Below are 17,288 nucleotides of genomic sequence, written 5' to 3' on the forward strand. Positions count from 1 at the left end.
CTACCAAGCCTTGTCCATGGAAGAAATCAGAAAACCATTGAATAACCTGCAACTGCGCCTGTTGGCCGGAGTCATCGGCGGAGCCGTTTTCATTGGCGCCATTTACCTGAGCGAGTGGACGTTCTTCGTGCTGTTTCTGGCGCTCACGTTATTGGGTTTGCTGGAGTTTTACCGTCTGCTTGCTGCCAAAGGCTTTCAGCCGAACCGAGTAATTGGAGCGTTGCTGGGCGTTGGGTTGTATGTGCTGGGTTTTCTGGTCAAGCACGGCAATGTCTCCAGCGACTGGCTTTTTGTGCTGCCGCCAGTGATGCTGTTGGCCCTGGTGGCCGAGTTGTACCGGAAAAAAGAACAGCCTTTTACCAATGTGGCGCTTACGTTGGTGGGTGTTTTTTACATAGCGGCACCGTTTACCATGCTGCACGTATTGGCTTTTCTGCCAGAGAGATACAGTTGGCAGATTATTCTGGGCGTCATGTTCTTGATTTGGGCTTCAGACACGGGAGCGTACGCCGCCGGGAAAAGCTTTGGGAAAAATAAATTATTTCCGCGTATTTCGCCCGGCAAAACCTGGGAGGGCTGGGCTGGCGGCGTGCTGCTATCCTTAGGAGTGGCCTGGCTGCTGTCGCTTTACTTCACAGATTTGGCGCTCTGGCATTGGTTGGGCGTAGCGGTATTGGTGTCGGTGTTTGGGGTGTTAGGCGATTTAGTGGAATCCATGCTGAAAAGGAGCCTTGACGTGAAAGACTCCGGCACCTTGATTCCGGGCCACGGTGGTATTCTGGATAGGTTTGACAGCCTTATTCTAGTAGTTCCGTTTTTGGTGGCCTTTCTGGAATTGGTGAAGTAAAAATTCCTTCAGGATAAAAAGGGCTAACGTTAGTTCTATATTATAAATTTGGTAATTTTGCGCCTAATATATTTCGCAGAATTACAAAATTTATAATTATGGCAGCATACAATAGTAAGATGGCCTACAAAGAACCAGCTCCCATCAAGGACAAGGAGAATCCTTTTGAGTCTATGATGTCCCGTTTCAACATTGCGGCGGAAGTACTGGGCTTGGATGATGATACATATGAAGTTCTAAAGTCGCCTACCCGTCAGGTAATTGTGAACCTACCCGTGACCATGGATAATGGCAGCGTACGGGTGTTTGAAGGTTTCAGGGTAGTACACTCCAATATATTAGGCCCCTCTAAAGGCGGTATCCGTTATGACACCGGTGTGTTTCTGGACGAGGTGAAGGCCCTGGCCGCTTGGATGACCTGGAAATGCGCCGTGGTAGATATTCCGTACGGCGGCGCCAAAGGCGGCATTGTCTGCGACCCTACCACCATGTCGGCGGGAGAGTTGGAGCGCCTGACCCGTGCCTATACCGTAGCCTTAATTGACACCTTCGGTCCAGACCAGGATATTCCGGCTCCAGACATGGGTACCGGCCCTAGAGAAATGGCCTGGCTCATGGATGAGTACTCCAAAACCAAAGGCATGACCGTGAACTCGGTAGTAACCGGTAAACCGCTGGTGTTAGGTGGTTCTCTGGGCCGCGTGGAAGCGACTGGCCGCGGCGTGATGGTGTCTGCCATGGCGGCCATGGAAGTGTTGGGCATGGACCCCACCAACTCTACGGCGGCGGTGCAAGGCTTCGGGAACGTAGGTTCCTGGGCTTCTAAGTTGCTGGCCGAGCGCGGTGTGAAAATCTTGGGCGTAAGTGACGTGAGCGGCGCTTATTGGAACGAGAACGGCATCAACATTGACGAGGCCATCGCCTACAAGAACGCGCATCATGGTCGTCTGGAAGGCTACGCCGGGGCCGAGCCTATCAGCAATGATGAGTTATTGACGTCAAAAGTTGATTTGTTGGTGCCCGCGGCGGTAGAAGACGTGATTACTGCCCGCAACGCCGACCAGATTCAGGCTCGCTTGATCGTAGAAGGTGCCAATGGCCCAACGTCGGCGAACGCCGATAAAATCATCAATGAGAAAGGTATTATGGTAGTGCCGGATATTCTGGCTAACTCGGGCGGGGTAACCGTGTCTTACTTTGAGTGGGTGCAGAACCGTTTAGGCTACAAATGGAGCCTGGACATGGTGACCGAGCGCTCTGACCGGATTATGACCGAGGCCTTCAACAAAGTGTACGCTACTTCCCAGAAATACAACGTTCCTATGCGTATTGCCGCCTACATTGTGGCTATTGACAAAGTAGCGCAGACCTATAAATTCAGGGGCGGCTTCTAAGCTGACATCTAGCCCCCAAACGGATTGGGCCGGTTTGAAATTTTACCGCCTCCTGTCTTTTTTTAGATAGGAGGCATTTTTTTTATATTTTTGCTTCAGAGGTGGTCTGGTTTTCCTCTTTTATAGGTGGAAAGTACGTAGTATGAACTTGTGGTTGCGGTGGCATTGCCGGGCTACATTCTTTATTGTTCAACCAAGCAACATGCTAGACCAACTTTCCTTACGCTCAAAAAGCCACTAATGAAAATTCATAAAGAAGGACGAAAGATTCTGTTTTTTACCCTGTTAGGCCTGTTGGTCGTGAACATGATGCTTTACTACTTCAACAGTGAGCACTTAACTTTTAACAGGATTTTCTCCGGCGTTTCATTTATCATTTTTCTGCTCATCCTGCAGTTTTTCCGCAGCCCGTACCGCAACCTGCTCTTACACGAAGACCTGGTAGTGGCTCCCGCCGATGGGAAAGTAGTGGTGATTGAGAACGTGGAAGAGCCCGAGTATTTCAACGATGTGCGCAAGCAAATTTCCATTTTCATGTCGCCCATTAACGTGCACATCACGCGTAACCCGGTGTCTGGCATTGTAAAATATTTCAAGTACCACCCGGGGAATTACCTGGTGGCTTGGCACCCTAAGTCCAGCACCAAGAACGAACGTACCACAGTAGTAGTAGAATCATTGGCCGGTCCCGAAGTGCTGTTCCGCCAGATTGCCGGAGCCATGGCCCGCCGCATTGTCTGGTACGTGACTGAAGGCGATGAAGTAAACCAGGGTGAGGAGTTCGGTTTCATCAAGTTCGGCTCCCGCGTAGATATTTTCGTGCCGGTAGACACCGAAGTGAAAGTACAACTAGGCCAGAAAACCAAAGGCGGCCAAACGGTCATAGCACAGCTGAAAACGAAGCCTTCCGGTTCATTCTTCGGGTAGCCTTTTGGTATCAAGTAGTGCGTATCACGTAGCAAGACTTTTCAAAATCGATGTAAAACGAAGAAGCCTCATCCGGTAAGGGTGAGGCTTCTTCGTTTTAAGGTAGTTTTCAGGAAAATGGGCTAAAAGAAAAATCGTGCTACGTGATACGCACTACTTGCTACCAAACTCAGAACCAGTTCTCAGCCAGTTTCATAATTTGCTCCAGGTATTTCTGGTCAGCTTCGTCGAAGTCATTGAGGCGGTCGCTGTCCACGTCCAGTACCATTTTTACTTCGCCGTCTTTGATAACCGGCACCACTATCTCAGATTTAGATTCGCTGCTGCAAGCAATGTGCCCCGGGAAAGCCTCTACGTCCGGCACCAAAATAGTCTCGCGGCGGGTGTAGCAGGCGCCGCACACGCCTTTGTGGAACGGAATGCGGGTACAGGCTACTGGTCCTTGAAATGGTCCCAACACCAACTGGTCTTCTTTGGTCAGGTAAGCGCCTACCCAGAAAAAGCCGAAGCTCTGCTTCAAGGCCGCCATTACATTAGAAAGATTCGCGATCAAATCAGTTTCTCCGGCTACCAATGCTTCAATCTGCGGAAGCAAGGCTTTGTATTTCTCTTCTTTGGAGAGCGTATTGTCAATAAATAAGTCTTCAGCCATGAGGTTTATGTGCTAATTTTTTAATGTGCTATTTCTTTGAACAGCACATTGTTCCTTCTAGAACGGCAAAGGTAATCTTAGGAGTTTCCAGGAGCAACTGTCTTTGGGTATACCAATGCAGCGGGGAAAGCTAATTTCTGTTTAAAGGTAGTTTTTACCAAAACAGGCTCTAAACAGAAAGAGACTTCTACGCCAGAGGTGGCGTGTTTCGGTATACGGTTATCTCGTCATCCCCTAAGTTCTGTCTGGAGGTAAAAGGCATGGCAGGCAGGTGTGGTGCTTTCACGCCAGCGGCTAGTTTGACGGGGCTTTTAATGACTCTGATTTCGTCCCAGAGATTGGCTTGCAGCAACGCCTCCAGTAGCACCGTGCCTCCTTCTACTAGTATAGACTGTACATTCCGTTGGTAAAGATCAGTGAGCATGTGCTCTAAGAAAATTCCATCCGGCAGAAGCGCCACGAATTCCGTTTGGGCGGTGTTCTCCTTCTCTAGTAATGTGTACAACAGGGTTGGGTGTGAGTCGTCCAGCAAATGGTGGGTGGCGGGAAGTTGCAGTTGTTTGTCGATGGCAATTCTAAGCGGAGCCGGGCCGGACCAGTGGCGGACGTTCAGTTGCGGGTTGTCATGGAGCGCTGTGCGCGTGCCTACCAGAATGGCCTGCTCTTCGGTGCGCCATTTGTGCACCAGTTGCTTTGCCAGCGGGCCGGAAATTTGACAGGGCTGGTAATTGGGCAGGGCAATAAACCCATCGGCCGATTGAGCCCACTTCAGCACTAGGTAAGGACGTTTCTGGGTCTGGAAAGTGAAAAAGCGGCGGTTCAGCTCGCGGCCTTCCTGTTCCAGCACCCCAATATGCACTTTGCAGCCGGCGTCTACCAGTTTTTGAATACCTCTGCCTGCTACCAACGGGTTTGGGTCAGTATTGCAGATAACCACATCTCGTACACCGTTCTGAAGCAGAAAATCGGCGCAAGGCGGGGTTTTGCCGTAATGGGAGCAAGGTTCCAGTGTCACGTACACGCGGCTGTGGGGCAGCAGGCTTTTGTCTTGCACACTGTTCAACGCATTCACCTCGGCGTGCGGGCCGCCATATTTTTGGTGCCAGCCTTCCCCGATAATCCTTTTCTCGTGCACCACTACGCAGCCCACAATAGGGTTAGGCCGAGCCCAACCGGTCCCGAGTGCTGCCAGGTCCAGCGCCCGCCGCATGTACTTATAGTCTGTGTTCATCTGCCGTATGTACGCACTGTCTAATTTCCTTGCCCGAATATCGGGTGTTTTTTCAGAAATTGCCCAAAACTACGTGTATGCCCACCCTTGAAGCTGTTTTAGAGAACTTTTCCTCCAAGCTAGAGACCCTGTACGAAAAACCAGAAGCCCGCACCATCGCCGAATGGATGCTGGAGCATGCGCTGGGAGTAAGCCGGTTTGAACTTCTGCAGCGCCGAAGGGAAGAAGTTTCCCCTGAACTGCAGGAACAGCTACAAACCTATCTGGAACGGCTGCTACAGCATGAACCCCTGCAATACGTGCTGGGCGAGGCCTCTTTCTACGGTCGGGAATTCTATGTGACGCCGGCCGTGCTCATCCCCCGTCCTGAAACCGAAGAACTGGTGCAGCGAGTTATTAAGACCTACCAACGGCAGCCGAAGGTGAAGTTACTGGATATTGGTACCGGCAGCGGTTGTATTCCCATTACGTTGGCTGCTGAGTTACCCAATGCTCAGGTGTGGGGCTTGGATGTTTCCCCGGAAGCCCTCGCCATAGCGAAATCAAATGCCGAGAAGTTGGACCAGAATGTGACGTGGTTACAGCAGGATATTCTGCAAGAAATTCCCGCTTTCGAGGCCCATTCCTTAGATGCCGTTATCAGTAATCCGCCGTACGTGCTGGAAGAGGAGAAAAGCCTGATGCGGCAGAATGTGCTGGAATTTGAACCGCATCTGGCGTTGTTTGTCCCCAATGGAGACCCGCTGCTTTTTTACCGGAGAATTGCGGTGGTGGCGCAACACTTGCTTAAACCCGGTGGAAAACTGTTCTATGAAATAAACGAGCGCTTCGCTCAAGAGACCAATTTTATGTTACAGAAATTGGGCTACCAGGACGTACAGATTCACCAAGATTTACGAGGAAAGGACAGGGTGGCAGAGGTGGTTTGGAGATAATTTGTTTTCTGAGGCAAGATGAATGCTCCCCCGTTACCGGAAATTGTTATAAAAACCCCTACATTTGCGGCGGCAAAAGCTGATATCCAAATAGAACGGTTATCCGTAAAGAGCTCGGCTCTTTTACTAGTCCTATTCCCATGACGAAAGCTACTCTCCCGTACACTGCCCATGAAACCGCCGTCATAGATGAAGGCTGCCGCATTGGAGAGGGAACTAAAATATGGCACTTTTCGCATATTATGTCTGATTGCGTCATAGGCAAGCGGTGTAATATTGGGCAGAATGTGGTGATTTCTCCCGGTGTCATTTTAGGGGAGAATGTCAAGATACAAAACAACGTATCGGTTTACACCGGAGTGGTATGCGAAGACGATGTCTTCTTGGGCCCTTCTATGGTGTTTACCAACGTGCTGAATCCTAGGAGCGCCATTAACCGCCGGGGAGAGTACCTGAAGACAATAGTGCAAAAAGGAGCGAGTATTGGGGCCAATGCTACCGTGGTGTGCGGCCATACCATAGGGGCTTATGCCCTCATTGGAGCAGGCGCGGTAGTCACCAAAGATGTGGCTCCTTACGCGCTGGTGTACGGCAACCCATCCAAACAGCACGGTTGGGTAAGTGAGGCCGGTCATAAGCTTGCTTTCGACGATAAAAATGAAGCCGTTTGCCCGGAGACGGGCGAAAAGTACCATTTAGACAATAACGTAGTAACCAAATTACCCATTTAATAGATTAATTGTGTACCAACAACTCCTCAACAAAGAAGCCAAACTGGCGGTCATCGGATTAGGGTATGTAGGGCTTCCCATTGCCCTGGAGTTCGCCAAAAAGATAAGTGTGATTGGGTTTGACATCAATGCCCAACGGGTAGAGTTGATGAAAAACAACGTAGACCCAAGCGGTGAGCTGGAGTCCTCGGCGTTTGAAGGGTGTGATATTACCTTCACCCATGACCTGGAAGTATTGAGAGAGGCTCGGTTCTTCATTGTAGCGGTTCCAACGCCCATTGATGCATATGCCTTGCCCGACCTGAAGCCGCTTCTTGGCGCCTCTACTACGGTAGGAAAGGTCTTGAAGGAAGGAGATTATGTCGTTTTTGAATCAACGGTGTATCCGGGTTGTACCGAAGAAGACTGTATTCCAGTATTGGAGCGCGAGTCTGGTCTTAAATTCCCTACTGATTTCAAAGTGGGGTATTCGCCAGAGCGCATCAATCCAGGTGACAAAGAACATACGCTTACTAAGATCGTGAAAGTGGTGTCGGGTTGTGACGAAGAGTCGCTGGACATCATTGCCAAAGTGTATGAACTGGTGATTCAGGCAGGGGTGCACCGCGCGTCTTCCATTAAAGTAGCCGAAGCCGCTAAAATCATTGAGAACACGCAGCGGGATGTGAACATTGCCTTGATGAACGAGCTGTCCATCATCTTCGACCGCATGGGCATCAATACCTATGAAGTGTTAGAAGCGTCTGGTACCAAGTGGAACTTCCTGAAATTCTTCCCGGGTCTGGTAGGCGGTCACTGCATTGGCGTAGACCCATATTACCTGACCTACAAAGCCAAGGCCTTGGGTTATGATTCCAAAATCATCTTGAGCGGCCGTACCATCAATGACGGAATGGGCGCGTACGTGGCCAGCAAAGCCATCAAGATGATGATTAAAGAAGGTAAAGCCATCTCCAAAGCCAAAGTATTGGTGATGGGCGCTACCTTCAAGGAGAACGTGGAAGATATACGGAACTCTAAAGTAGCCGATGTCATCAATGAACTGAAAAGCTTCGGGGTGCAGGTAGATGTGGTAGACCCGTATGCATCTTCTGAGGAGTTGGAACATGAATACGGCTTCGCGCTGACGGAAAACCCGAGCAACGATTATGATGCCGTGGTGGTGGCTGTGAACCACAGAGATTACCTAAGCCTGGAGGAAAGCTACTTCCAGAGCATCTCCTCTGATAACCCAATCGTAATCGACCTGAAAGGGATTTATCGCGGAAAAATCAATACCTTGCCGTATTGGAGCTTATAAACTATTCTCTATGAGTAAGATTCTTGTCACCGGCGGAGCAGGCTATATTGGCTCCCACACCGTGGTAGAGTTGGCGCAGGCTGGCTATACCCCCATCATTGTTGATAATTTCAGTAACTCAGAAGAGCGGGTGCTGCAGGGCATAAACCAGATTCTGGGTAAAGAGATTACCTGCTATCGGGTAGACTGCACAGATGCCGTCGCGTTACAGGAAGTGTTCTCCAAAGAAGGCGATATTGCCGGGGTAATCCATTTTGCGGCCTACAAAGCGGTGGGAGAGTCAGTGAAAGAGCCACTGAAATACTACCACAACAACGTAACCGGACTTATAACCCTGTTGCAGGTGATGGAAGCCAGCAGAGTAACACAGTTGGTTTTCTCTTCTTCCTGCACCGTGTACGGTGTTCCCGAAAATCTGCCGGTAACCGAGGAGACACCTACGCAGAAAGCGAACTCGCCTTACGGCAATACCAAGAAGATTGACGAAGAGATTCTACAGGACGTTGCTAACAGCGGAAGCTACTCAGTAAAGTCCATTGCCTTGCGGTACTTTAATCCGGTGGGGGCGCATGAATCGGCGTTAATTGGGGAGTTACCGTTAGGCGTTCCGAGCAATCTGGTGCCGTTTATCACGCAAACAGCCGCTGGCATTAGGGAGAGTCTAACCGTATTCGGGACAGACTACGACACGCCTGATGGAAGTAATATCCGCGATTATGTACACGTGGTGGATTTAGCCAAAGCCCACTTAGCCGCCATTAAACGATTAGAGAACCCTGAGGCTGTGCCATATGAAGTATTCAACATTGGTACCGGACAAGGCAGCTCCGTTTTGGAGGTAATCAAAGCTTTTGAAAACGCCACCGGGCAGAAATTCAACTATAAAATCGGGCCACGCCGTCAAGGTGATGTTCCCGCCATCTACGCCGATGTGACCAAAGCCACCCAGGAACTCGGGTTTAAAACCTCCTTGTCCCTGGAAGATAGCTTGGGAAGTTCCTGGGCTTGGCAGCAGCAGATCATGAAGAAATAGAATTCAATACATATATAGAATGAAAGTATTAATTACCGGAGGAGCCGGTTTTATAGGTTCCCATGTAGTGCGGTTATTTGTCGCCAAGTACCCTAATTACCAAATATTCAATCTAGATAAACTGACGTACGCGGGAAATCTTCAGAACCTGACCGATATTGAAGACGCCCCTAACTACACCTTTATCAAAGGCGACATCACCGACCAGGAATACATCAACAACCTGTTCCAAGAGTATCAATTTGACGCCGTGATGCACTTAGCCGCTGAGTCGCACGTAGACCGTTCCATCACAGACCCGATGGCCTTTGTGCGTACCAACGTGAACGGAACCTGCAACCTGTTGCACGCTGCCAAAGAACTCTGGAAGTCTGATTTCACCGGGAAAGTGTTTTACCACATCTCTACCGATGAGGTGTACGGTTCACTGGGCGAGGAAGGCATGTTCACCGAGGAAACTGCTTATGACCCTCGGTCGCCTTATTCCGCTTCCAAAGCCAGTTCAGACCATTTCGTGCGGGCGTATTATCATACCTATGGCTTACCAGTGAAAGTGTCTAACTGCTCTAATAATTATGGGCCAAACCACTTCCCTGAGAAGCTGATTCCGCTGGCTTTGAACAACATCAAGAACAACAGACCGGTGCCGGTATACGGCAAAGGCGAGAACATAAGAGACTGGTTGTACGTGATTGACCACGCCCGCGCCATTGATGATGTTTTCCACAAAGGCAAAGAAGGCGATACCTACAACATTGGCGGTGTGAACGAGTGGCGCAACATAGACCTTATTCACCTGCTGTGCGACATCATGGACCAGAAACTGAACCGCGAGCCAGGTACTTCCCGTAAACTCATCACCTTTGTGACGGATAGAGCCGGCCACGACTTACGCTATGCCATCGACTCTTCCAAAATCATGAACGAACTAGGATGGAAACCATCTGTGACGTTTGAGGAAGGACTGGAGAAAACAGTAGACTGGTACCTGGAAAACGAGGAGTGGCTGCAAAATGTAACCTCCGGCAGTTATCAGGAATACTACAACGAGCAGTATGCCCGCTAAATCAAAGTGAAAAGCGTTTCTGGGGTGTTTTAATGGAAGCACCCCAGAAACGCTTTTCCTGTTTATGTCACTTGTAATTCAAAGGAATTCTTTTTCCGCAAGTGATTTAAGTTAAAGTATAAAAAAGTATGTAGGAGTAGGCATTGAAAGTCAAGATTGCGTTTCTAAGCCGTTTTACTTAAGTAGCCCTAAAACTCCACGATTCTTAATTCCTACTGCTTAATTCCTAATTAATTATCCCCGTGTACGAACATCCTTTTCATAGCGGCTCTCTGGAGCAAACTTCCTTTTTGATTACCGGCGGGGCCGGATTCATCGGGTCTAATCTGGTAGAATACCTGCTGAAGTACAACGCCAAAAAAGTGCGGGTACTTGATGACTATTCCAACGGCTTCCACAAAAACCTGAGAGCTTTCCAAGATAACGAGAGACTGGAAGTGCAGGAAGGCGATATCAGAGACCTGGAAGCCTGCATGAAAGCCTGCGAGGGAATAGACGTTGTATTGCACCAAGCCGCCTTAGGTTCAGTGCCCAGAAGCGTGAAAGACCCAGTAACATCAAATGAGGTCAATGTGGGTGGTTTCGTGAACATGCTCATGGCTGCCAAAGAGCAGAACGTAAAACGCTTTGTCTACGCCGCCTCTTCCTCTACCTACGGTGACAGCAAGTCGCTGCCAAAAGTGGAAGACCAGATTGGCAAGCCATTATCTCCTTATGCCGTAACCAAATACGCCAACGAACTCTACGCCGATGTGTTTGGAAAAACGTACGGCATGGAAATCATTGGGCTGCGATACTTCAATATCTTCGGGCCACGCCAAGACCCTAATGGGGCTTACGCGGCGGTAATTCCTTTATTCATTGACGCAGTATTGAATAACCGTGGACCAAGAATGAACGGCGACGGTGAGCAAACCCGTGACTTTACCTTCGTGGAGAATTGCGTGGAAGCGAACATCCGGGCGGCTTTGGTGGAGAATCCGGAGGCCATCAACCAGGTGTATAACATCGCCGTGGGCGACAGAACTTCTTTGAATGACCTGTTCAACATCTTGAAAGCGGAAGCCGGCGTTGACGTGCAAGCTGAGTACGGGCCGGAGCGTGCCGGTGACATCCGGGATAGCTTGGCTGATATTTCCAAAGCACAGCGCTTATTGGGGTATAACCCGCAAATCAGAATCCAGGAAGGTTTGCAGAAGACCTTGGCCTGGTTCCGTGATAACCAAGATTTCATCTACAATCAGAAATAAGAGAATGAAAGGAATCGTCTTAGCCGGAGGCTCAGGAACAAGGTTACACCCGCTCACATTGGCTGTGAGCAAGCAGCTGATGCCGGTGTACGACAAACCCATGATTTATTATCCGCTGTCCACCTTAATGCTGGCCGGGATAAAAGACATTTTAATCATTTCCACCCCGCACGACCTGCCCATGTTTGAGCGTCTGCTGGGCGACGGCAGCCAGATTGGTTGTAATTTCAGCTACCAGGTACAGGAAGTTCCTAACGGACTGGCTCAGGCATTTGTACTGGGCGCAGACTTCATCGGGAATGATAAAGCGGCCTTGATTCTGGGAGACAACATCTTCTATGGTTCGGGCATGAGCAAACTTCTGCAAGCCAACAATGACCCCGAAGGTGGTGTGGTGTATGCCTACCACGTACAAGACCCGGAGCGTTACGGCGTAGTAGAGTTTGATGAAAGCATGAAAGCCATCTCTATTGAAGAAAAGCCGAAGCAGCCTAAATCAAGCTACGCGGTGCCGGGCCTTTATTTCTATGACAATGACGTGGTAGAAATAGCCAAGAACCTGGAGCCCAGTCCTCGCGGCGAGTACGAAATCACCGATGTAAACAAGGAATACCTGCGCCAAGGCAAGTTGAAAGTGGGTATTTTGGATCGCGGAACCGCTTGGTTAGACACAGGTACTATCCAGTCTCTGATGCAGGCGGCTACGTTTGTGCAGGTGATTGAAGAACGCCAAGGATTAAAGATTGGTGCTATTGAGGAAGTAGCTTACCGTATGGGTTTCATCAATGCCGAACAACTACAACGGATAGCTGAGCCATTGCGCAAAAGCGGTTACGGTGATTACCTGCTAAGCGTCTTGAGAGAACAGAATAGTTTGTAAATCCTTAATAAATGAAAACGGAAAGCCCCGTGAGATTCAATTTTACAGGGCTTTCTGTTTTAAGGATAATTCTGAGAAAGCGCCTTGAAACACCATTTACGTCAAGCAGAGACGGAATGCGTACGACGTTACAGGGTAACGTCGCTACAGAATATCAGATAATGTAGCCTCGTTACCCTGTAACGAGGTACTTGTGCAGAAGAAATGGTCCTGCCTCTCCTTGCTCTGACAACGGCACTAGATTGTTCCATCAAAAGAACATATCGTAAGTTTAGCACTAGAGTAACTTGTGATGGGTATGCCGCCAGTTTGCAACTGGCACTACATTTCCTTCCTTTCGAGAAATCAGCCTAAAAACAATCTATGGCGCGGAAGTACTTCCGTGACTTGTATTCGATAGTCACGGAAGTAGCTTCCGCGCCATAGTCTTGCAGGCGAATTCGTTTCTGAGGTGTTTTTGTGTAAAGAGCCTAAAAACTACCCTTACCCTGGGAACAGAAGGCCCACCACCAACCCCGCCAAAATTAGCGCCGGAGCGGGAATTTTCGTCCATTCCAGCAATGCAAACGTGGCCACTACTAACCCGAAATTATAGGGCGTGTTCTCGATGGGATGGTATAGCATAATAGCGGCGGCGCAAACCATGCCACAGCCCACGGCATTGATTCCTTCCAGTGAAGCTTGAATGACGCGGTACTTCCGGAGTTCTTCCCAGAAACGAATCACGAAGAAGATGAGGAAAGTGCCCGGCAGGAAAATGGCGATGGTAGAAACCACCCCGCCAAGAATCTGTCCGCCCCAGCCGTACGGGCGCATGGACAGGGTGCCGATGTAGGAACAGAAAGAGAAAACCGGACCCGGTAACGCCTGCACCAACGCAAAGCCCGACAGAAACTCTTTGGAGTTAAGATAACCTTTGAACTCCACAAACTCGGTGTACATGACAGGAATCAGAACCTGACCACCGCCGAAGATAAGGCTGCCGTTTCGGTAGAAGTTCTCAAACAGCAGTACCGCCCGCAGTTGCGTGAACCTTCCCAAGAGCGCGGCCACAATGAGTACGCCCAGAAACAGCAGGAAATTGGCCCATTCCACCTTCATCGGTTTTTTCTCCAGCACGGGTTGGCTCTGGAACCGCAGGGCCGTCAAACTTCCTCCTATCAACAATAGCAAAGGAAATACCCACGGTGATCGGAAGAAGAAGGCGAGAATGGCTGAAATGACCATGATTACGATGCCGCCTTTGGTATGCACCACCTTAGAGCTGATGCGCCAGGCGGCAAAGGCCACAAAGCCCACGGCCATGGGCTGAATGAAACGGGTAAAGCCCAATGGGGCGCCTTTGCCTTCCAGGAAAGAAATAATTAAACCCGCCACAATCATAATCAAAGCGGCAGGCGCAATCCAGACCAGGAGCGTAAGATAGGCTAAATTAGGACCGCCCACTTTAAATCCGATGGCCGTTACGGTCTGGGTGGAGGAGGGGCCGGGCAGAATCTGGCAAAGGGCATTGAGCTCCAGCAACTCTTTCTCGGTGATATAACCTCGTTTTTCCACCATCAGGCGCAGCATCATGGCAATATGCGCCTGCGGTCCGCCAAACGCCGTGAGCGAGAGCGAAGCCACATCCTTCAGGAAGAGATAGTTACGAGGGCGCAATAGGCTGAGGGTTGAGAAGCGTTTTAAGCCAGTTTCCTAAAAATAGGCATAAAAATGAAAGGAGCCCCTGGAAGGCTCCTTTCTATGTAGCTGAAAATCAGATTATTTTTTCAGTCCCAACTCTACCAAACGCTCGTTCAGGAACTCGCCGGCGGTAATGTCTGGGAATTGCTTGGGGTTCTGCTCGTCTATACAACCCTCCAGGCAGGTTAAATCCATTTCGGAGCGTGGGTGCATGAAGAACGGAATAGAGAAGCGGGAAGTATGCATTAACTCGCGCGGCGGGTTCACCACGCGGTGAATGGTGGACTTCAGCTTGTTGTTGGTGTGGCGGCTCAGCATATCGCCTACGTTCACAATGATCTGCTCGGGCAGAGCCGTAATCGGGATCCACTTGCCGTCGCGGCGAAGTACTTGAAGACCATCGGCGGAGGCGCCCATCAACAGGGTGATGAGGTTGATATCACCGTGCTCGGCGGCGCGAACGGCATCGGCGGGCACGGCGTCTGGATTCTCGATGGGGAAATAGTGGATGGCGCGCAGGATGCTGTTACCGTTGTGTACTTTGGCATCGAAATAATCTTCAGACAAGCCTAAGTACAGAGCCAGGGCGCGTAGCACTTGCTTGCCGGCGGCTTCCAGGCGGCTGTACGCCTCCAGGGCTACTTCCTGGAACTCGGCTACCTCGGCGGGCCATACGTTGTCTGGGTATTCTTCTTTGATAGGGTCGTTGTCAGTTACTTCCTGGCCCACGTGGTAGAACTCCTTCAGGTCGCCGGTGTTGCGGCCTTTGGCGTGCTCTTTTCCTTTGCCCACATAGCCGCGCTGGCCAGCCAGACCTGGAATCTCGTATTTCTGTTTCACGTCATCTGGCAAGGCGAAGAATTTCTTAATGGCTGCGTACAGTCTATCCGTCAATTCATCACTCAAACCGTGGTTTTTCAACGCGGCAAAGCCGATGTTCTGGTGCGCATCGCCCATGCCCTGTACAAAAACCGCTTTGCGGGCCGGGTCACCCGAGGTGAAATCGGCTAAGTCTAGAGAAGGGATTTCTTCTAATAATTTATCGTTCATAAACCTGTCTTGACGTGTTTTTGAATGTCATTTAAAATATGCTGCAAGTTACGAAATTTCTATATTTGAAACATTCTACGTACTTATACGAAAACCTTACTATGAAAAAGAAATATTTATCCTTTGTGGCAGTAGCCGCGCTGCTAGTAGCTTCTGCCTGTGACGGAAAACGGTCTGTTGAAACCACAGAAACCCCTGTCTCAGATACTACGGCCATGGTCCATGACACCGCCGGGGTGCAGCACCAGGGCGCCATGGGCACGCCCATGGAAAAAGGCGGTCTGAAAGTGTATTCCTACAGCAACTCGGTTGATTTCCCGGACGCCGATCTAGACTTGAACCAACCCGAGGAAAACGGCAAGGTAACCGGTGACTCGGTGCAGTTTAACTACGAGGTGAAGAACTTCCAGCTAAGCCAGCAAACCACCGATGCGGGCACCCACGAGCACGCCAACTCCAAAGAAGGCCAGCACATCCACAACATTGTGGACAACGAGCCCTACACCGCCCACTACAAGCCTTCGTTCAAGAAAGCGATTAAGCCGGGCCAGCACGTAATTCTTTCCTTCTTATCGCGTTCGTACCACGAAAGCATTAAGCATGATGATGCGTATGACCTGCGCGTGATCAACGTAGGCAATGTTCCGGCCAACACTGCCAAGTTTGACGAGGACGGACAGCACCTGTTCTACAGCCGCCCCAAAGGCGAGTACAAAGGCGCTGATACCCGCAAAGTGATGCTGGATTTCTACCTGGTGAACACCAAACTAGCCAAGGACGGAAACAAGGTGCGCGCCACCATCAACGGCAACGAGTTCATCTTAGACCAGTGGCTGCCGTATCTGGTAGAAGGCCTGCCTATGGGCGAGAACACCTTCAAACTGGAACTGATCGACAACCAAGGCAAGGTAATTCCAGGACCTTTCAACACGGTTGAACGTAAAATCACCTTAGCACAGTAAGCTGATTCCTGCGCATTTTCACCAAAGCCGCTCCCAACCAGGGGCGGCTTTTTTGTTTGAAACCGTAGAGAGAAGGCAATGCATTGCCTTCTCTCTACGGTTCTTCACTTTTTTGTCATCCTGAAAGGATCTTGTGGGCGAACGGTAATGGTACTTCTTAGGCGCTTTTTTAGTTCGCCCACAAGATCTTTCCAAGATGACAGGAAGAGGATAGGGTTATTCACTACTATGAGGAACTATGGCGCGGAAGTTACTTCCGTGACTAACCTTACATTCCCAAAAGTCACGGAAGTAACTTCCGCGCCATAGTAAACAATAATCTCTCATTCATTTCTAGCCTGTTTTCCTCGAAACAAACCTTAAAACATTTACATCCTCCCGCATAGGGGAAATACCATTAAATTTTGTCTTGAAAGAGTTGTAATAAGTAAAGGGTGAAGGCTACAAATAAGGTAAATTGCTTTCCCATAGGCTGTTTTGGGTTGGTTTAGAGGAAAACTGACCTAAAACGGTTCCTTTCTTTGGAAGGCAGGCAACCATCCCGGAAAAACTGCATCTATCAGATAACGCTTCCGGCTAAAAGTCATTTGTTACGGGCATTTCACCAAGGCAGCCATGATACAGCTCCAAGACATCCATAAGTACTATGCCATGGCGCAGAACAGACTGCACGTGTTAAAAGGCATAGACCTGCACATAGGCGAAGGCGAGTTGGTATCTATCATGGGATCTTCGGGCTCAGGTAAATCCACGCTGCTCAACATTCTGGGTATTCTGGATGACTATGACACCGGAACATACACGCTGGCTGGTACGCCTATTAAGAACCTGTCCCAAGCCAAAGCCGCCTATTACCGAAATAAATTTCTGGGTTTCGTGTTCCAGAGCTTCAACCTGCTCTCGTTCAAAAACGCCATGGAAAACGTGGCCCTGCCGCTCTATTACCAGAAGATAGGCCGCCGGGAACGCAACAAACTGGCTTTGGAGTACCTGGACCGCGTGGGCCTCAAAGAATGGGCCGAGCATTCGCCTAATGAGATGTCTGGGGGGCAGCGGCAGCGTGTAGCCATAGCCCGGGCGCTCATCAGCAAACCCAAATTGATTTTAGCCGATGAACCTACGGGTGCCTTGGATACCACCACCACCAACGAGGTGATGGAGATTTTCAAGGAAGTGCACCGCGAGGGCATGACCGTAGTTATAGTGACCCACGAAAACGACATCGCGGAGCAAACCCAGCGCGTGATTAGGCTCAAAGACGGTTTGATTCTGGACGATGGTCTGGGCAACAAAGCAGAAGATTTTCTGACGCCCGTAGCGTATTCCCAAGCCTGATATCCTTGCAGC

16 protein-coding genes are annotated in these 17,288 nt (G+C 49.9%); 12 read left to right on the forward strand and 4 right to left on the reverse strand.

The features are described 5' to 3' along the window. Positions 1 to 16 precede the first annotated feature (16 nt). From ACY0JR_RS03415 to ACY0JR_RS03425, 3 genes are all read left to right on the forward strand, one after another. Complete coding sequence (locus tag ACY0JR_RS03415) at positions 17 to 847, forward strand: phosphatidate cytidylyltransferase (protein ID WP_462632463.1); 831 nt, start codon at positions 17 to 19, stop codon at positions 845 to 847. A 119-nt stretch (positions 848 to 966) separates the two neighbouring features. Then, complete coding sequence (locus ACY0JR_RS03420; protein WP_462632496.1) at positions 967 to 2,241, forward strand: Glu/Leu/Phe/Val family dehydrogenase; 1,275 nt, start codon at positions 967 to 969, stop codon at positions 2,239 to 2,241. 240 nt (positions 2,242 to 2,481) lie between these two features. Further along, the gene (locus tag ACY0JR_RS03425) at positions 2,482 to 3,168 is read left to right on the forward strand and encodes a phosphatidylserine decarboxylase family protein (protein WP_462632464.1); all 687 of its coding nucleotides are present in this window, start codon (positions 2,482 to 2,484) and stop codon (positions 3,166 to 3,168) included. 169 nt (positions 3,169 to 3,337) lie between these two features. Here ACY0JR_RS03425 and ACY0JR_RS03430 read toward each other — a convergent pair whose 3' ends face one another. Beyond that, positions 3,338 to 3,820, reverse strand: coding sequence for a GAF domain-containing protein (locus ACY0JR_RS03430; protein WP_462632465.1), 483 nt, complete (start codon positions 3,818 to 3,820; stop codon positions 3,338 to 3,340). 187 nt (positions 3,821 to 4,007) lie between these two features. Next, on the reverse strand, positions 4,008 to 5,051 hold the full coding sequence (gene ribD / locus ACY0JR_RS03435; RefSeq protein ID WP_462632466.1) for a bifunctional diaminohydroxyphosphoribosylaminopyrimidine deaminase/5-amino-6-(5-phosphoribosylamino)uracil reductase RibD: 1,044 nt from the start codon (positions 5,049 to 5,051) through the stop codon (positions 4,008 to 4,010). Positions 5,052 to 5,128: 77 nt separating this feature from the next. On the opposite strand from ribD, the gene prmC reads away from it, so the two are divergent. From prmC to rfbA, 7 genes are all read left to right on the forward strand, one after another. Continuing rightward, positions 5,129 to 5,986 carry a peptide chain release factor N(5)-glutamine methyltransferase gene (prmC, locus tag ACY0JR_RS03440; protein WP_462632467.1) on the forward strand — a complete coding sequence of 286 codons (858 nt, stop codon included), beginning with the start codon at positions 5,129 to 5,131 and terminating at the stop codon, positions 5,984 to 5,986. A gap of 140 nt (positions 5,987 to 6,126) precedes the next feature. Continuing rightward, complete coding sequence (locus tag ACY0JR_RS03445) at positions 6,127 to 6,717, forward strand: acyltransferase (RefSeq protein WP_462632469.1); 591 nt, start codon at positions 6,127 to 6,129, stop codon at positions 6,715 to 6,717. 10 nt (positions 6,718 to 6,727) lie between these two features. Then, positions 6,728 to 8,017 carry a nucleotide sugar dehydrogenase gene (locus ACY0JR_RS03450; RefSeq protein ID WP_462632470.1) on the forward strand — a complete coding sequence of 430 codons (1,290 nt, stop codon included), beginning with the start codon at positions 6,728 to 6,730 and terminating at the stop codon, positions 8,015 to 8,017. A gap of 10 nt (positions 8,018 to 8,027) precedes the next feature. After that, on the forward strand, positions 8,028 to 9,050 hold the full coding sequence (galE, locus tag ACY0JR_RS03455; RefSeq protein WP_462632471.1) for a UDP-glucose 4-epimerase GalE: 1,023 nt from the start codon (positions 8,028 to 8,030) through the stop codon (positions 9,048 to 9,050). A 19-nt stretch (positions 9,051 to 9,069) separates the two neighbouring features. Next, positions 9,070 to 10,116, forward strand: a complete 1,047-nt coding sequence (rfbB, locus tag ACY0JR_RS03460) for a dTDP-glucose 4,6-dehydratase (RefSeq protein WP_462632472.1) — start codon at positions 9,070 to 9,072, stop codon at positions 10,114 to 10,116. A gap of 242 nt (positions 10,117 to 10,358) precedes the next feature. Next, positions 10,359 to 11,366: an SDR family oxidoreductase gene (locus ACY0JR_RS03465; RefSeq protein WP_462632473.1), complete on the forward strand. Its 1,008-nt coding sequence runs from the start codon at positions 10,359 to 10,361 to the stop codon at positions 11,364 to 11,366. A 4-nt stretch (positions 11,367 to 11,370) separates the two neighbouring features. Continuing rightward, positions 11,371 to 12,246 carry a glucose-1-phosphate thymidylyltransferase RfbA gene (gene rfbA / locus ACY0JR_RS03470; protein ID WP_462632474.1) on the forward strand — a complete coding sequence of 292 codons (876 nt, stop codon included), beginning with the start codon at positions 11,371 to 11,373 and terminating at the stop codon, positions 12,244 to 12,246. 483 nt (positions 12,247 to 12,729) lie between these two features. Here the strand turns inward: rfbA and chrA are convergent, their stop codons facing one another. Both chrA and ACY0JR_RS03480 read right to left on the reverse strand, forming a co-directional pair. Then, on the reverse strand, positions 12,730 to 13,905 hold the full coding sequence (gene chrA / locus ACY0JR_RS03475) for a chromate efflux transporter (protein WP_462632475.1): 1,176 nt from the start codon (positions 13,903 to 13,905) through the stop codon (positions 12,730 to 12,732). A gap of 102 nt (positions 13,906 to 14,007) precedes the next feature. Then, a complete protein-coding gene (locus tag ACY0JR_RS03480; protein WP_462632476.1) occupies positions 14,008 to 14,979 on the reverse strand; it encodes an isopenicillin N synthase family dioxygenase in 972 nt (323 codons plus the stop codon). 101 nt (positions 14,980 to 15,080) lie between these two features. On the opposite strand from ACY0JR_RS03480, the gene ACY0JR_RS03485 reads away from it, so the two are divergent. Then, entirely contained in the window at positions 15,081 to 15,941 is an 861-nt protein-coding gene (locus ACY0JR_RS03485; RefSeq protein ID WP_462632477.1) for a hypothetical protein, read from the forward strand. A 615-nt stretch (positions 15,942 to 16,556) separates the two neighbouring features. Then, entirely contained in the window at positions 16,557 to 17,276 is a 720-nt protein-coding gene (locus ACY0JR_RS03490; RefSeq protein WP_462632479.1) for an ABC transporter ATP-binding protein, read from the forward strand. The last annotated feature ends 12 nt before the right edge of the window (positions 17,277 to 17,288 follow it).

Source organism: Rufibacter sp. JT3400010, from assembly GCF_054956755.1.

Excerpts from the sequence above, each read along its gene's own strand:
- galE (WP_462632471.1), top strand. The coding sequence starts at position 8,028 with ATGAGTAAGATTCTTGTCACCGGCGGAGCAGGCTATATTGGCTCCCAC.
- prmC (WP_462632467.1), top strand. The coding sequence starts at position 5,129 with ATGCCCACCCTTGAAGCTGTTTTAGAGAACTTTTCCTCCAAGCTAGAG.
- rfbB (WP_462632472.1), top strand. The coding sequence starts at position 9,070 with ATGAAAGTATTAATTACCGGAGGAGCCGGTTTTATAGGTTCCCATGTA.
- ACY0JR_RS03480 (WP_462632476.1), bottom strand. The coding sequence starts at position 14,979 with ATGAACGATAAATTATTAGAAGAAATCCCTTCTCTAGACTTAGCCGAT.
- ribD (WP_462632466.1), bottom strand. The coding sequence starts at position 5,051 with ATGAACACAGACTATAAGTACATGCGGCGGGCGCTGGACCTGGCAGCA.
- rfbA (WP_462632474.1), top strand. The coding sequence starts at position 11,371 with ATGAAAGGAATCGTCTTAGCCGGAGGCTCAGGAACAAGGTTACACCCG.
- ACY0JR_RS03415 (WP_462632463.1), top strand. The coding sequence starts at position 17 with ATGGAAGAAATCAGAAAACCATTGAATAACCTGCAACTGCGCCTGTTG.
- ACY0JR_RS03425 (WP_462632464.1), top strand. The coding sequence starts at position 2,482 with ATGAAAATTCATAAAGAAGGACGAAAGATTCTGTTTTTTACCCTGTTA.
- ACY0JR_RS03485 (WP_462632477.1), top strand. The coding sequence starts at position 15,081 with ATGAAAAAGAAATATTTATCCTTTGTGGCAGTAGCCGCGCTGCTAGTA.
- ACY0JR_RS03445 (WP_462632469.1), top strand. The coding sequence starts at position 6,127 with ATGACGAAAGCTACTCTCCCGTACACTGCCCATGAAACCGCCGTCATA.
- ACY0JR_RS03420 (WP_462632496.1), top strand. The coding sequence starts at position 967 with ATGGCCTACAAAGAACCAGCTCCCATCAAGGACAAGGAGAATCCTTTT.
- ACY0JR_RS03490 (WP_462632479.1), top strand. The coding sequence starts at position 16,557 with ATGATACAGCTCCAAGACATCCATAAGTACTATGCCATGGCGCAGAAC.
- ACY0JR_RS03430 (WP_462632465.1), bottom strand. The coding sequence starts at position 3,820 with ATGGCTGAAGACTTATTTATTGACAATACGCTCTCCAAAGAAGAGAAA.